The organism is Nocardiopsis sp. NPDC057823 (genome assembly GCF_042797335.1).
Classification (GTDB): Bacteria; Actinomycetota; Actinomycetes; order Streptosporangiales; family Streptosporangiaceae; genus Nocardiopsis; species Nocardiopsis changdeensis.
Genome location: NZ_JBHVLR010000001.1, coordinates 308,845 through 323,505, shown reverse-complemented (window position 1 = coordinate 323,505; position 14,661 = coordinate 308,845). Strand labels below are relative to the sequence as shown.

Sequence of the window (14,661 nt, the reverse complement as noted above, 5' to 3'; positions counted from 1 at the left end):
CCCGACGACCTGGAAAGGCCCGGCCTTGAGTTTCGGCTCCCATCTGACGGAGTACGCGGGGCTGCCCGTGTTCGAGTACCGCTCCCAGGAGGCCATGGCCGCCGGGGGCGCCAGGGCCGGGGACCCACTGGCGATGCTCGCGGCCGCACGGACCCCGGGCGCGTACGCCTGGCGGCTGGCCGACGCCGGGCGCCTGGAGTCCAAGGAGGGCGAGTACGTGACCCGGTACTACGAGCGGTTCTGCGCCGCCGTGGACCCGGCCGCGGTGACGGCTCTCGTCCTCGGCAGCCTCGAGGACACGATGAACGCCGCCGACCCGGTGCCGGTCCGGAACGCCGTGCTGGCCTGCGCGCCGCGCTGGACCGGCCTGCGCTCGCTGTTCTACGGCGACGTCACCTCGGAGGAGTACGAGGTCTCCTGGCTGGACCACGGTGACCTGTCCGGTGTCCTGAACGCCCTGCCGGGCCTGGAGCGCCTGGACGTCCGCGGGACCGGCGAGCTCTCCCTGCCGGTGGAGGAGCACCGCTCCCTGCGCTCGCTGACCCTCCAGGGCGGCGGGCTCCCGGCGGCGCTGATGAGGCAGGTGCTGGCCTCCCGCTACCCGGCCCTGGAACACCTGGAGCTGTGGCTGGGCATGGAGAACTACGAGGGCGACGCCACCCCGGCGGACCTCGCCCCGCTGCTGAGCGGGGAGGTCCACGCCGGCGTACGGTCCCTCGGCCTGCGCAACGCCGAGGAGACCGACCCCTGGGTTCGGGCGCTCGCCGACTCCCCGGTCCTGGAGCGCCTGGAGGTCCTGGACCTGTCCCTGGGCACGCTCACCGACGAGGGCGGACAGATCCTCCTCGACGCCCCCGGATTCCGCGAGCTGAGCCGCCTCGACCTGCACCACCACTACATGAGCGAGGAGATGGAGACCCGCGTCGTCGAGGCCTTCACCGCCGCGGGCGTCCGGGTCGACGTGTCCGAGCGCGTGGACGCCCGCAACGGCTACCCCTACCCGGCCGTCGGCGAGTGACCTGAGGGCGGAGCGGGCGCAGCAGGAGGAGCAGGAAGAACAGGAGGAGGACGAGGACATGGTCGATTTCTGGGACTACACCCCCGTGTTCGCCGGGCTGCCCGTGGTGGCGTTCGACGAACTGCGGCACCGTCCCGACGAGCCGCGCTTCGCCGCGGCCCTCGCCGACCCCGCGTCGGTCGCCTGGCGGCTGGGCCCGCCGCACGACCCCGGCTGTGCCGAGCACGGCCCCTGGTGCCGGTGCCGGGAGGAGGACTTCGACGAACACCTGGAGGCGTTCTTCGGCCGGGTGGACCCGGCGAGGGTGCGGGCGCTCATCGCGGGCGGGTTCGGGCTGGAGGTGTCCGAGAGCACCGCGGAGTACCGGGACCTGTTCGTCGACCACGCCGACCGGCTCACCGGGCTGCGGTCGCTGTTCTTCACGGAGTACACCACCGGGGACAGCGAGATCTCGTGGATCGTCCAGTGCGACATGGTGCCGCTGCTGGACGCCTACCCGGGGCTGACCGACCTGACGGTGCGCGGCGGCGGGGACGAACTGAACCTGGGCGTGGCCGAGCACCCTTCACTGCGGTCGCTGACGCTCCAGAACGGCGGCATGCCCGGCGCCACGGCCCGCAGCGTGATGGGGGCGGGCCTGCCCGCCCTGGAGCACCTGGAGCTGTGGCCGGGCGTGGAGGAGTACGGCGGGTCCGTCACGGTCGACGACCTCGCCCCGCTGCTCGACGGGCGGGTCCTCGGCGGAGTCCGGTCCCTGGGCCTGCGCAACGCCGAGCGGACGGACGAGTGGGTGCGGGCGCTCGCGGGCTCCCCGGTCCTGGAGCGCCTGGAGGTCCTGGACCTGTCCCTGGGGACCCTCACCGACGAGGGCGCGCGGGTGCTCATGGAGACCCCGGGGTTCCGGGGGCTGCGCCGCCTCGACCTGCACCACAACTACATGACGGAGGAGACGGCGGCCCGGGTCCGCGAGGTCTTCGCCGCCGCGGGGACGGAGGTCGACGTGGAGGAGCGCATGGAGGGGGCGCCGTGGCGGCTCTACCCGGCGGTCTCCGAGTAGGTGGAGGGGGTGGGGCAGGCGCGGTGAGTCTGGTGGAGGCGGGTTGGGAGTGACGGATCGGATGGCGGCGGGGTGGGGGTCGGGTAGGCGGCGGGTCGGCGCCCCGATCCGTCACCGCAGGCTGCTACACATGACTCACCCGATACCCCTGTACCAGGAGCGACCCTGATGATCGGCGATCACCTCAGCGAATTCGGCGGACTGCCGGTGTTCGAGTACATCTCCCCGGCGGGGATGGCCGCGGAGCCGGATCGGTACGGCCGGCGCCCGGCCCCCGACGCCCTGGCGCGGCTCGCCGCGCTGCGCACCGTGCGCGACTACGCCTGGTGGCTGGGGGTCGACAGCTACGAGCCGGAGGAGGAGTTCCGTGAGTACTTCGCCTCCTTTGTGGAGGAGGCGGACACGGCCCTGGTCCGGGCCATGGTGATCGGCGCCTCGGGCTCCTCCGAATCGCCGGAGCCCGGCGCCCCGGCCCGCGACGCCCTCGTGGAGCACGCCGCGGCGTTCACCGGCCTGGAGTCCCTGTTCATCGGAGACCTCACCGCCGAGGAGCAGGAGATCTCCTGGATCCACCAGCCCGACCTGGCCCCGGTCCTGGCCGCCCTGCCGTGGCTCACCGAGTTCGCGGTGCGCGGCACCGGCGACCCCTACATGCACGAGAAGAGCCAGTTGGGCCTGGACATCGGGCGGCACGACGCGCTGCGCTCCCTGACGGTGGAGAGCGGTGGCCTGCCGGCCAGGGTCGCTCGAAGCATCGACTCCGCCGAGCTGCCCGCGCTGGAGAACCTGGAGCTGTGGCTGGGCGTCGACGACTACCGCGGCGACACCACCCCGGCCGACCTGGCCCGCACCCTGTCGGGCGAGGCGTTCCCGCAGCTGAACCACCTGGGGTTGCGCAACGCCGAGGACACCGACCTGTGGGTGCGCGCCCTGGCCGAGGCGCCCGTGGTGGGGCGGGTGCGCTCCCTGGACCTGTCGATGGGCACCCTCACCGACGAGGGCGCGCAGGTGCTGCTGGACACCCCCGTCTTCCGGGAGCTGGGGAAGCTGGATCTGGAGCACCACTACATGTCGGAGGAGATGGAGGCCCGTGTCGGCGCCGCCTTCGCCGAGGCGGGTGTGGAGATCAGCGTCGGCGACCGGCAGGAGCAGGACGGGGACTGGCGCTTCCCGGCGGTGACGGAGTGACCGTGCTCGGGCCGCGGTCGCACCTGAGCCGGGTGGCCGAGTTCGGCGGGCTGCCGGTCGTGGAGTTCACGGACCCGCTGTCGGTGCCGGACGAGGAGGAGGGTGTCGTCCACCCGCGCCAGGCGGGCGAGGCGGAGCTCGCCGACCCGGGCGGTTTCGCGTGGCGGCTGACCGTCTCCGAGCCGTGGCGGGACGATCCCGAGGGGGAGGGCGACCCGCTCGGGGAGGCGGACGAGGCGGAGGAGGCGGACGAGGCCGGCGAGGAGGAGGGCGACGAGGACGGATACGCCCGCGAGCACATCGTCCGTTACCTCGACCGGTTCACGGAACAAGTGCCCCTGGAAGCGCTGCGGGCGCTCATCGTGGGCTACCTGTCCGAGTACGACGACTCCTACGGCATGCTCGCCGAACCGGCCGTCGAGGCGCTGGTCGGAGCTGCCCCGAGGCTGGCCGGGCTGCGGTCGCTGTTCTTCGGCGAGGTCACGTCGGAGGAGCAGGAGCTCTCCTGGATCCGGCTGTGCGACCTGGCCCCGCTGGTGGCCGCGCTGCCCGGGCTGAGCGAACTGGTGGTGCGCGGCGGTTCGGAGGAGCTGGGGCTGCGGCTGGAGAGCCGGTCGCTGGAACGCCTCACCGTGCACAGCGCGGGGCTGCGCCCGGAGGTGGTCGAGGATGTGTGCGCCTCGGAGCTGCCCGCGCTGCACCGGTTGGAGTTGTGGTTCGGGAGCGAGTGGCACGCGGGCGGGCGGGTCACGCCGGAGGGTCTGGAGCCGCTGCTGTCGGGTGGGGCGTTCCCCCGGCTGCGGCACCTGGGTCTGCGCAACGTCCCGGGGCTCGATGAGTGGATCCCGGTGCTGACGGGGTCACCGGTGGTCCGGGACCTGGACGTCCTCGACCTGTCCCTGGGGGACCTGTCCGACGAGGGCGCGCGGGCGTTGGTCGACGGTGCGTCCGCTTTTCGGCGGCTTCGGTACCTCGACCTGAACCACCATTACCTGTCGGAAGAGGTGGAGAAGCAGGTGGCCGGGGTGTTCCGGCGGCGGGGCACGGTGGTGGACGTATCGGCGCGACGCGAGCCCGCGCAGTGGAAGGACGGGCCGCACCGGTACACGGCCGTCACCGAGTAGGTGGGGTGGTGGGGGAACTCCGGGAGGGAGTGGACGGCTCCCGGGGGTACCTGGCTGCGTGCCCGGCGGCGTTCGCCCAGTGGGCGGAGCCGGACCGCCGTTACGTCTCCGACGTGGATATAGCTGATGCCGCGTGTACGCGCGGCCTTCACCCCGTGGGTGGAGGTGTGCGGTCCTTCCTCCGGGCTGGGGCTGAGGTCGCGGGAACGTGCGGCCACAACCCCTGGGGCAAAGGCAGCGGTTCTTCTTCCAACCCCCCACTGGCTGAGGTCGCGGAAGCGCGCGGCTCTCACCCCCTACGGCCAGGGTCGCGGTCCTGTGCCCGGTCTGGGGCCAAGGCCCGTGGGAGCGTGCGGCTTTCACCCCCGCTCCCGTCCGTACCGCGGTCACGCGCGGGAGTAGGCGGCAGCGTGGAGCGCCCGCACCGCCGCCGGCGCCCACAACCTTTCCAGGCGGTGCGGGTGCGCGCGCCTCGCACGGACCCGTCCCCGGAAAGCGCACCCCCACCACCCCGCACGCCCGTCGAACGCACTTGCCCGGCACTCTGCCGAAGGCCGACTGCGCGGGGACGGATCCACGCTCCGCGGCTGTACCTTCCCAAGCGATCGGGCTCTTGGAAACCAGTCACCCGTGGCTGCGACCACAGACCGCCGTTCCCAGGCGGTGCACGTCTTGGAAACCTCACAGTCCCTTTCACCCCCTGAAGCCCGGGCCGAGTACCGCCCTACCCGAACCCCCTGGGGTCGGGGTGAGAGGTCACGTGCGGTCCTCACCCCCTGCGGTGGGGGCCCAGCGACGCCCTCCGGCAGTGGCTGAGGGCTCCAGGCGGGTGAGCACCCCCTCCGGCCAGGCCCCACAGGTACGTGCCGCCTTCATCCCCTGCGATGGAGGCCGAACGATTCCCTCCAGGGGTGGTTGAGGGTCCCGGTCGGGTGGACGAACGGCTGGGGGGCGGTCAGAACGATCGGTGGAGCAAATGCGCATATCGCCTAGGGTGCTGGGGTGAGCAGACGTCGGGAGTTGAATCTGGCCGTGGTCGTGCAGACCGCGGCTGCGGCCGCGGTGGTGCTGGCGGTGGGCGCGTTCCTGATCGTATTCTGGCTCGGGCCAGGGGTGGGGGCCGCTCTGGTCACGGCCGGTGCCGTGGTGGTCGCCGTCGTTGTGGCGGCGGTGGGGTTCGTGCTGTTCAAGCTTCGTGAGGGGCCGAAGGACGCGGAGGTCGTCACGGCTTATCTTCCGGTGCTGACCGCCGAATGGTCGCAGGCCGCCGAGGAGGCGAAGCGTCTGTCCGGGGCGGGGGATGTCGTTGACCGCGATGTGTTGACCGGGCACCTCTGGGCCGCTGAACAGGTGCTTTTCAACCAGGAAGCTCCCGTGCGGACCGCTGACGGGATCACCAGGGCGAGCGGTCACATCGCCGAGGCGCGGTACCTCCTTGCGGTCGCCGAAGCACTCGGCCGGGGCGGGCCCAGGCCGCACCGGGGTGCGCCCTGTTTCTTCGATCCCGCGCACGGGCCGCTCACGGACAAGGTCCGGTTCAACCCGGAGGGCGGGGCGGACCGTACCGTCTCGGCATGCCGTTCGTGTCGTGCCTTGGTCGAGGCCGGGGAGGTTCCGCCGAGCAAGCAGGTGGCGGTGGGTGGGATACCGACCGACTACTGGCGCGCGGGGTGGGTGTCGGTTCCTTACGTTGATGGGTATTGGCAGCAGCGCCGGTTTCCGGACCATGAGCTGCATCGGCTTCGCCGTGGCCTCAAGCTGACCTGGGACCCTGCCGAGACGGAGCTTCCCGCGCACCTGGACCGCGAGCCGCCCTGGTACGCGGGATAGGGGTTTCCCGAACACGAGCCGGAGCGCTTCAGGTCTGGTCCGGAGCCATCCCCGCGTGCGCGGGGAGCAGCCCCCCGGGCCGCCGCTCCTGCACCGGCCCCGGGAGCCATCCCCGCGTGCGCAGGGAGCAGACTTGTTGACCTGCGCGGATTGCGACGCCAACCGACCGAATTCATGACTTCTCAAGAAACGGACATTCCACCCGGGAACGTGTTGCTCACTGTAGCGGCCAAGCACAGCGCCAGCAGCTGATTCACCTATCCGCTTTCGGGTCCGGGGCGGGGCGGCCGGGCGGTGTTCTTCCTCCGGGGTGCGAGCGGATGCGGCCCTTGGTGGGGTGGGGGCTTTCTTGCATCCACCCCTCCGGGGGACGGAACGTCGCCGGGGGCTGCTAAACCTGGAACCCCCCGAAACCCCAGCTGGCGGAGTGCGTTCCGCCGTGCTCCCTCCACCGTCCCGGCCCCGAGGTCCCCATGCCCATCCATCACCACATCACCGAGTTCGGCGGGCTTCCCGTCGTCGACTTCCCCTCCTGGGAGGTTCTGCGCGGGTCCGAGTACCCGGTCCGGGACGATTGGGCTCCCCCCTCCCCCGCGCCCGCGCTGCCCGCCGCCGGGTCGGTCGCGTGGCGGCTGCGCACCGCCTCCTCCCCCCAGGTGTGGCGCGGCGACGAGGCCGGCCGGGTGCGCCTGCCGCACCTGGAGACCGTCGCCGGCTACCTGGACCGGTTCTTCGCGGAGGTCGCCGTCGAGGAGGTGACCGCCCTCATCCTGGCCGACCTGCCCGGCCACGACTACGACACCCACATGGACGAGACCGTCGACGTCCTCCTGGAGCGCACCGGCCGGCTGGCCGGGCTGCGCTCGCTGTTCGTCGGCGAGATCCTCCCCGCGGAGCGGTCCGTCTCCTGGATCAGGAAGTACGACATCGCGGAGCTGGTCGCCGCCCTGCCCCGGCTGCGGCACCTGACGGTGCGCGGCGGCGCCGACGGCTTCGGCATCGGGTTCGGGCGGCACGAGCACCTGGAGGAGCTGGTCGTGCAGAGCGGGGGCCTGGACCCGGACCTCCTGCGGCGGATCGTCGGCCTGGACCTGCCCGCCCTGCGGAACCTGGAACTGTGGCTGGGCGACGAGGACTACGGCGGCGGCGCGACCCCCGACGACCTCGCCCCCCTGCTGTCCGGGAAGGCCTTCCCCCGCCTGGAGCGCCTGGGCGTGCGCAACGTCCGGGGCCTGGACGACTGGGTCCACGCGCTGGCCGACGCCCCCGTGCTCTCCGGCGTCCGCGAACTCGACCTCTCCCTGGGCACCCTCACCGACGACGGGGCGCAGGGGATCGTCGACCGGGCCGCCGCCTTCGCCCACCTGGAGCGCCTGGACCTGCACCACCACTTCCTCTCCGAGGAGATGTGCGCCCTGGTCGCCGACGCCCTGCCCGGGGTGGCCGTCGACCTGTCCGACCCCAGGGAGCCCGAGGACGAGGACGAGGACGAGCTCTTCTACTACTGCGCCGTCTCGGAGTGATCCGCATGCCCAACAGCCACCACATCGAGGAGTTCGCGGGGCTGCCCGTCGCGGAGTTCGCCTCCTGGGAGGGCATCCGCGACGACTTCGACACCGCCATGCGCTGGGCGCACAACCGGGGGGAACTCCACGAGGAGCTGCCGCCGTCCTACGAGCCCCTCTTCCGGGCGCTGGCCGATCCCGGCTCGTACGCCTGGCGGCTGCGCACGGTCTCGCCGCGCTACCGCAGGCCCTTCGAGACGCTGCCCGAGTACCTCGACCGCTTCACCTCGCTCGTCCCCGGGAAGAAGCTCCGCGCCCTGGTGGTCGGCAACCTGGTCGAGGACGAGGACGACATGGACGCGGAGCGGGTCGCCGGGGAGCTCGTGCGGCGCGCCGGGGGGTGGCCCGAGGTCCGGTCGCTGTTCTTCGGGGAGGTCCTCCAGCAGGAGAACGAGATCTCCTGGATCGACCTGTGCGACCTCGCGCCGCTGGTCGCCGCCTTCCCCAAGCTGCGCCGCCTGGTGGTGCGCGGGGGCTCCCGGGAGCTGGGCCTGCGCCTGCCCGAGCACCGGTGGCTGCGCGAGCTGACGGTGGAGAGCGGCGGCCTGCGCCCGGAGGTGGTGCGGGACGTGTGCGCCTCGGACCTGCCCGGGCTGCGGAGCCTGGAGCTGTGGCTGGGCGACGAGGACTACGGTGGCGGCGCCACCCCCGACGACCTCGCGCCGCTGCTGTCCGGCGGTGCCTTTCCCAAGTTGGAGCACCTGGGCCTGCTCAACACCCGCGGTGTGGACTCCTGGGTCGCGCCGCTGGCGGGCTCGGAGGTCCTGGCCCGGGTGCGCTCGCTCGGCCTGGACCTGGGCGACCTCACCGACGAGGGCGGCCGCGCGATCATCGAGCACGCCGGCGCCTTCGCCCACCTGGAGCGCCTGGGTCTGCACCACCACTTCCTCTCCGAGGAGGTGCAGGCGGGCATCCGCGCCGCCCTGCCCGGGGTGGACGTGAACCTGTCCGCGCCCCAGGAGCCCGAGGTGTACGACCACGGCGACACGACCGAGCTCCACTACTACACGGTGGTGTCCGAATGATCCGCGAACGCCCCCTCGTGGTGGTCGGCGTCCCCGGCAACCGGCGCCTGGACCTGTTCCGGGCCGCCGCCGCGGCCTCCGGGTGGCCCGAGCCGGCCGTCCTGCCCTGGTACGACCTGGCGGCGGGCCCCGTGGAGATCCCGGCCGGCGCGCTGGTCCGGGTGGACTCCCCCGGCGGCGACGTCGCCACCGAGCGCCTGCTGCGCGGCTGGGACCACGACCCCGACCTCTACCGCGCCGAGGGCACCGGCGACCACCACGCCGGGTTCCGGGCCGCCCTGGCCCGCCTCGCCGACGCGGTCGCGGCGGCCCCCGGCGCGCACCTGCTCCAGAACGTGGACGACCTGGTCGTCATGTGCGACAAGCGCCGCTGCCACGCCCGCCTGGAGGCCGCCGGGGTCCCGGTCCCGCCCGCTCCGGACGCCCCGGTCCGCGACTACCGGGAGCTGCGCGCCGCCATGGAGCGGCACCGCTGGCCCCGGGTGTTCGTCAAGCCCGCGCACGGCTCCTCGGCCTCCGGGGTGATCGCCCTGGCCACCGCCCCGGGAGGCCGCGTCCGCGCCATCACCTCCGCGCACCTGACCCGGGACGGGGACGGCCGCCCCGCCCTGTTCAACAGCCTGAAGCCGTGCACCTACACCCGGGAGGAGGACGTCGCCGCCGTGGTGGACGCCCTGGCCCCGGACGGGCTGCACGTGGAGCGGTGGGTGCCCAAGGCCGGGTTCGCCGGGAAGACCATCGACCTGCGGGTCGTGGTCACCGCCGGGAAGGCGCACCACGTGGTGGTGCGCTCCTCCGCCACCCCCATGACCAACCTGCACCTGGGCAACGCCCGCGGCGACCTGGAGGCCCTCAAGGCCCGGGTCGGCCCGGCCGCGTGGGACGCGGCGATGGCCGTGGCCGAGGCCGCCGCCGGGTGCTTCGACACCCTGCACGCCGGGGTGGACCTGATGGCCACCCCCGGCTGGCGGTCGTTCGCGGTGTGCGAGGTCAACGCGTTCGGCGACCTCATCCCCGGGGTCCTGCACGAGGGCCGCGACACCTACGCCGAGCAGCTGCACGCCCTGGACACCGGCCGCCGCCCCGTCCCGCCCGCACCGGTCGGCAGCGCATCCTGAGAGAGAACATGGACACCACCCTTCCGGACATGAACGCCGTGGTGGGCACGCACGACATCCTGCTGCTCACCCTGGACACCCTGCGCTACGACGTCGCCGTCGAGCTGGCCGAGGCCGGGCGCATCCCCAACCTGGCCCGGCTCCTGCCGGGCGGCCGGTGGGAGGAGCGGCACGCCCCGGGCAGCTTCACCTACGCCTCGCACCTGGCGATGCTCGCCGGGTTCCTGCCGACGCCCGCCGCGCCGGGACCGCACCCGCGGCTGTTCGCCGCCGCCTTCCCGGGGAGCGTGTCCACCGCCCCGCGCACGTGGACGTTCGACACCCCCGACCTGGCCTCGGGGCTGGCGGCCGCCGGGTACCGCACGGCCTGTGTGGGCGGCACCGGGTTCTTCAACCGCAGGTCGGCCGTGGGCTCGGTCATCCCGGACATGTTCCAGGAGAGCCACTGGGAGGAGTCGTTCGGCGTCGCCGACCCGCACTCCTTCGAGAACCAGGCGGCGCGGGCCGTGCAGGTCGCCCGGTCCGGGGAGCGGCCGCTGTTCCTGCTGCTCAACGTGGCGGCCCTGCACCAGCCCAACTGGTTCCACCTGCCGGGGGCGACCCGCGAGGCCGGGGACACCCGGGAGAGCCACGCCGCCGCCCTGGAGTACGTCGACCGGCACCTGCCCCCGGTGCTGGAGGCGATGGCGGCCCGCCGACCCTGCTTCGCGATCGTGTGCTCCGACCACGGCACCGCCTACGGCGAGGACGGGCACACCGGGCACCGGATCGGCCACGAGGTCGTGTGGACGGTGCCCTACGCCCATTTCTTCCTGCCGCACGGATACACCACCGCCGAGGAGGCCACCGCGTGACGACCCTGCCCCTGGCCACCGATTCCCCGTACCGCTCCTACGTGTACGCCTACCCGCACAAGAGCGCCTACCGCCCCTTCGCCGACCGACCCCTGCTGGCCGACCTGTGGCGGGACGAGGACGTGCGGGCGCTGTCGCTGTACCTGCACATCCCGTTCTGCGAGATGCGCTGCGGGTTCTGCAACCTGTTCACCCGCTCCACCCCGCCCGCCGAACAGGTCTCCGCCTACCTGGACGCGTTCGAGCGCCAGGCGGGGACCGTGGCCGCCACCCTGCCCGACGGCGCCGGGTTCGCCCGCGCCGCCCTGGGCGGCGGCACCCCCACCTACCTGGAGGCCGACGAGCTGACCCGGGTGTACGACGTGCTGGAGTCGGCCTTCGGGGTGGACCTCACGGCCGTCCCGATGTCGGTGGAGACCTCCCCGGCCACCGCCACCGCCGACCGCCTCGCGGTGCTCCAGGAGCGCGGGGTCACCCGGATCAGCATGGGCGTGCAGAGCTTCATCGACTCCGAGGCGCACGCCGCCGGGCGCCCGCAGAAGCGCGCCGAGGTCGACCGGGCGCTCGAACTGATCCGCGCGCGCACCACGGCCGACCTCAACGTGGACCTCATCTACGGGATCGACCGCCAGGACGAGCGCACCTGGGCCTACTCCCTGGACACGGCGCTGGAGCACGCACCGGAGGAGGTCTACCTCTACCCGCTCTACGTGCGCCCGCTCACCGGGCTGGGCCGCCGGGGCCGCTCCTGGGACGACCACCGGCTGGGCCTGTACCGGCAGGGCCGCGACCACCTGCGCGAACGCGGCTACGAACAGGTGTCGATGCGCATGTTCAGACGCGCCGACGCCCCCCGGGCCCAGGGCCCCGACTACTGCTGCCAGACCGACGGCATGGTGGGCCTGGGCTGCGGCGCCCGCTCCTACACCACCGCCGCGCACTACTCCTTCGACTACGCCGTCGGCATCGGCCAGGTGCGCTCGATCATCGCCGACTACATCGGGCGCGACGCCGCCGACTTCGCCCGCGCCGAGGTGGGCTTCCTGCTGGACGACGACGAACGGCGCCGCCGCCACCTGCTCCAGTCGCTGCTGCGCACCGAGGGCATGGCCGCCGCCGACTACACGTCCCGGTTCGGCTCCCACCCGCGGGAGGACTTCCCGGACCTGTTCGCCGCCCTGGACCGGCGCGGCTGGCTCGCCGAGGGCGACCGCCTGCTGCTCACCGAGGAGGGCCTCGCGCACTCCGACGCCGTCGGACCGCTGTTCTTCTCCGACCGGGTGAACGCCCTCATGACCGAATACGAGGCCCGCTGATGCTGACCCTTCTGTACCGGGGGCCGCTGGCCAGCTGCGACTACGACTGCCCGTACTGCCCGTTCGCCAAGCGCCGCGACAACCCGGAGACGCTGCGCGCCGACCGCGCCGCCCTGGAGCGGTTCGAGGACTGGGTGGCGGCCGCCGACACCCGTATCTCGGTGCTGTTCACCCCCTGGGGCGAGGGGCTGGTGCGGTCCTGGTACCGCAGGGCCCTGGTCCGGCTGAGCGCCCTGGAGCACGTGGAAAGGGTGGCCATCCAGACCAACCTGAGCGGCCGCCTCGAATGGCTGGCCGACTGCGACCTCTCCTCGACGGCGCTGTGGACCACCTACCACCCCGGCCAGGTCACCCACGAGCGCTTCGCCGCCAAGGCCCGCCGCCTGGTCGAACTCGGGGTGCGGTTCAGCGTGGGCGTCGTGGGCGAGCCCGAGCACCTCGAAGCGGCCCGGCGCATGCGCGCCGACCTGCCCGAGGACGTGTACCTGTGGGTCAACGCCGCCGAGGGCCGGACCTACACCGACGACGAGGCCGCCCGATGGCAGGCGCTCGACCCGCACTTCCACTACAGCCGCCACCCGCACCCCAGCCTGGGCGTGCCCTGCCGGACGGGCGACAGCGTGCTCTCCGTGGACGGCGACGGCAACGTGCGGCGCTGCCACTTCGTGGACATCCCCATGGGCAACCTCTACGACGGCTCGTTCCGGGAGAAGCTGGGCCGCAGCGGCTGCCCGCTCGCCACCTGCGACTGCCATATCGGCTACGTGCACCTGGAGTCGCTCGACCTCTACGACGTGTTCCGCGGCGGCGTACTGGAACGCATCCCGATACCGGAGCGTCACCGGATCCGGACATAATCCGGAACATGGTCTTTCCCCGGGTCATCGCGACCGACCTCGACGGCACCCTCCTCGGCCTCGACGGCCGTGTCTCCGAACGCAACCGCCGAGCCCTGACCGCGGCCGTGGCCGCCGGCGTGAAGCTGGTCCTGTCCACTGCGCGCCCGCCGCGCACCACCCACCACATCGCCTCCCTCTTCACCTGCTCCGCGGTGCTCTGCGGCAACGGAGCGGTGGCCCAACTGCCCGGGGCCGACCCCCTCATCCGGGCGCTGGACACCGCCACCGCCGGAACCGTCATCGGCGAACTGCGCGGCGCCCTGCCGGGCGTGGGCTTCGGTGTGGAGACGGGAACGGACTTCTACCACGACCCCCACTACGACCTGGAGCCCTGGGTGCCGCGCGACTGGGTGCGCGAGGTGGTCGACTCCACCGACACCCTCCTGGAGCGGGCGCGCCCCATCACCAAGCTCCTCGTCCGCTCCCAGGGGGTCCCGGTGCACATCCTGCACGAGACGGCCGCCCAGGCCGTGGGCACCATGGTCGAGGTCACCTACTCGGGCGGCTTCGGCCTGCTGGAGATGAGCGCCTCGGGCGTGGACAAGGGCAGCACCCTGGCGATGGTGTGCGAGCGCTGGGGGGTGTCGGCGGACGAGGTCGTGGCCTTCGGGGACATGCCCAACGACCTGCCCGCCCTCTCCTGGGCCGGCGCCGGCTACGCCATGGCGAGCGGCCACCCCGCCCTCCTCGACCCCGCCCTGGGCCTGCGCACCGCACCCCCCGCCCACGAGGACGGCGTAGGCCGCATCGTCGAACAACTCCTCACCTGACACCACCCCCGACCGGCCCCCGCCACAACCGCAGGGCATCACAGCACCCCCGCCCCAGGGGGTGAAGGCCGCGCGTACCCACGGCCCCAGGGGGTGGGGGAAGGAAGAACCGCGCCCCGCTCCAGGAGGCGTTGCCTTCCGTGACCGCCGTGCCACCGGCCCCACGGGGTGAAAGCCGCACGCACCCGCCCCCGGGAACACCTTTGCCCGTGTCTGCGCCGAAGGCGCACACACGGGCAAAGGACGAGAACAAGGCTCCGGACCCGAACGATCCCCCGAGCCGATGGACCGGCACGCACCGACACGGACCGACAACGGGCCGGTCCGGCCGCCCCACCGGTTCAGCGCTCCCGCCCGGCGAACCGGGTCAGTGCAGAAGCTTGAGGCCGATCACACCGGAGACGATGAGCAGCAGGCACAGCGCCTTGGGCAGGCTGAACCCCTCACCCAGGAAGAACATGCCCACCAGCGCGGTGCCGACGGCGCCGATGGCCACCCACACCGCGTACCCCGTGCCCACCGGAATGGTGCGCAGGGCATAGGCCAGGCCGCCCATACTGGCGACCAGGGTGACACCGAAGCTCACGGTCGGCCACAGGCGGGTGAATCCCTTCGACGCGCTGAGCGAGATGGCCCAGGCGGTCTCCAACAGTCCGGATACGATCAGCACGATCCAGGCGATCATCGGTTCCAACCCTCCACGACGAGAACGGTCATTCCGACGCCGTCTTGTCCTGACCGGGTACGGCGCACCTCGTCCGGGGTCCTCTGGGAACCGGGGCCGCGCCTTGGCGCGGTGTTGGTCATGTACAAGCTACAACGGCCCCTCCGCCCGCGCCCTTCCACCCCCCGTGGAGATCCCCCTCACCGGCGCCCCGCCGCCCCCACCACCGACGC

At 72.8% G+C, this 14,661-nt stretch carries 13 protein-coding genes and 1 riboswitch; of the genes, 12 read left to right on the top strand and 1 reads right to left on the bottom strand.

Features of this window, described 5'->3' with window-relative positions; all coding sequences use genetic code 11:
• The first annotated feature begins 25 nt into the window (after positions 1-25).
• The 12 genes from ACFVNO_RS01510 (at position 26) to ACFVNO_RS01455 (ending at position 13,764) form a co-directional block, all read left to right on the top strand.
• Entirely contained in the window at positions 26-1,018 is a 993-nt protein-coding gene (locus ACFVNO_RS01510) for an STM4015 family protein (RefSeq protein ID WP_378888371.1), read from the top strand.
• Between the two features lie 58 nt (positions 1,019-1,076).
• Positions 1,077-2,075 (top strand): STM4015 family protein, encoded by a 999-nt coding sequence (locus tag ACFVNO_RS01505; RefSeq protein ID WP_378888368.1) that lies wholly within the window; start codon positions 1,077-1,079, stop codon positions 2,073-2,075.
• Positions 2,076-2,243: 168 nt separating this feature from the next.
• Complete coding sequence (locus ACFVNO_RS01500) at positions 2,244-3,263, top strand: STM4015 family protein (protein ID WP_355263624.1); 1,020 nt, start codon at positions 2,244-2,246, stop codon at positions 3,261-3,263.
• 2 nt (positions 3,264-3,265) lie between these two features.
• Complete coding sequence (locus ACFVNO_RS01495; RefSeq protein WP_378888365.1) at positions 3,266-4,387, top strand: STM4015 family protein; 1,122 nt, start codon at positions 3,266-3,268, stop codon at positions 4,385-4,387.
• Positions 4,388-5,419: 1,032 nt separating this feature from the next.
• Positions 5,420-6,217 (top strand): hypothetical protein, encoded by a 798-nt coding sequence (locus ACFVNO_RS01490; RefSeq protein WP_378888362.1) that lies wholly within the window; start codon positions 5,420-5,422, stop codon positions 6,215-6,217.
• A 473-nt stretch (positions 6,218-6,690) separates the two neighbouring features.
• On the top strand, positions 6,691-7,740 hold the full coding sequence (locus ACFVNO_RS01485; RefSeq protein ID WP_378888359.1) for an STM4015 family protein: 1,050 nt from the start codon (positions 6,691-6,693) through the stop codon (positions 7,738-7,740).
• Between the two features lie 5 nt (positions 7,741-7,745).
• Positions 7,746-8,807, top strand: coding sequence for an STM4015 family protein (locus tag ACFVNO_RS01480; RefSeq protein WP_378888356.1), 1,062 nt, complete (start codon positions 7,746-7,748; stop codon positions 8,805-8,807).
• Positions 8,804-9,925 (top strand): STM4014 family protein, encoded by a 1,122-nt coding sequence (locus ACFVNO_RS01475; RefSeq protein WP_355263638.1) that lies wholly within the window; start codon positions 8,804-8,806, stop codon positions 9,923-9,925. The genes ACFVNO_RS01480 and ACFVNO_RS01475 overlap by 4 nt, the downstream gene beginning before the upstream one ends.
• Positions 9,926-9,933: 8 nt before the next feature.
• Complete coding sequence (locus ACFVNO_RS01470; RefSeq protein WP_355263641.1) at positions 9,934-10,779, top strand: STM4013/SEN3800 family hydrolase; 846 nt, start codon at positions 9,934-9,936, stop codon at positions 10,777-10,779.
• Positions 10,776-12,095: an STM4012 family radical SAM protein gene (locus ACFVNO_RS01465; RefSeq protein ID WP_378888351.1), complete on the top strand. Its 1,320-nt coding sequence runs from the start codon at positions 10,776-10,778 to the stop codon at positions 12,093-12,095. The genes ACFVNO_RS01470 and ACFVNO_RS01465 overlap by 4 nt, the downstream gene beginning before the upstream one ends.
• Positions 12,095-12,952 (top strand): STM4011 family radical SAM protein, encoded by an 858-nt coding sequence (locus tag ACFVNO_RS01460; RefSeq protein WP_355263647.1) that lies wholly within the window; start codon positions 12,095-12,097, stop codon positions 12,950-12,952. Before ACFVNO_RS01465 ends, ACFVNO_RS01460 begins: the two co-directional genes overlap by 1 nt.
• Before the next feature lie 8 nt (positions 12,953-12,960).
• Entirely contained in the window at positions 12,961-13,764 is an 804-nt protein-coding gene (locus ACFVNO_RS01455) for an HAD family hydrolase (RefSeq protein WP_220564772.1), read from the top strand.
• Between the two features lie 367 nt (positions 13,765-14,131).
• On the opposite strand, the gene ACFVNO_RS01450 is transcribed toward ACFVNO_RS01455, so the two are convergent.
• Positions 14,132-14,446: a multidrug efflux SMR transporter gene (locus tag ACFVNO_RS01450; RefSeq protein ID WP_355264089.1), complete on the bottom strand. Its 315-nt coding sequence runs from the start codon at positions 14,444-14,446 to the stop codon at positions 14,132-14,134.
• A 36-nt stretch (positions 14,447-14,482) separates the two neighbouring features.
• Positions 14,483-14,546, bottom strand: a riboswitch (guanidine-III (ykkC-III) riboswitch).
• Positions 14,547-14,661: the final 115 nt, after the last annotated feature.

Coding starts and splice junctions, on each gene's coding strand:
- ACFVNO_RS01470 (WP_355263641.1), top strand. CDS start 9,934: ATGGACACCACCCTTCCGGACATGAACGCCGTGGTGGGCACGCACGAC.
- ACFVNO_RS01500 (WP_355263624.1), top strand. CDS start 2,244: ATGATCGGCGATCACCTCAGCGAATTCGGCGGACTGCCGGTGTTCGAG.
- ACFVNO_RS01460 (WP_355263647.1), top strand. CDS start 12,095: ATGCTGACCCTTCTGTACCGGGGGCCGCTGGCCAGCTGCGACTACGAC.
- ACFVNO_RS01485 (WP_378888359.1), top strand. CDS start 6,691: ATGCCCATCCATCACCACATCACCGAGTTCGGCGGGCTTCCCGTCGTC.
- ACFVNO_RS01475 (WP_355263638.1), top strand. CDS start 8,804: ATGATCCGCGAACGCCCCCTCGTGGTGGTCGGCGTCCCCGGCAACCGG.
- ACFVNO_RS01455 (WP_220564772.1), top strand. CDS start 12,961: ATGGTCTTTCCCCGGGTCATCGCGACCGACCTCGACGGCACCCTCCTC.
- ACFVNO_RS01480 (WP_378888356.1), top strand. CDS start 7,746: ATGCCCAACAGCCACCACATCGAGGAGTTCGCGGGGCTGCCCGTCGCG.
- ACFVNO_RS01505 (WP_378888368.1), top strand. CDS start 1,077: ATGGTCGATTTCTGGGACTACACCCCCGTGTTCGCCGGGCTGCCCGTG.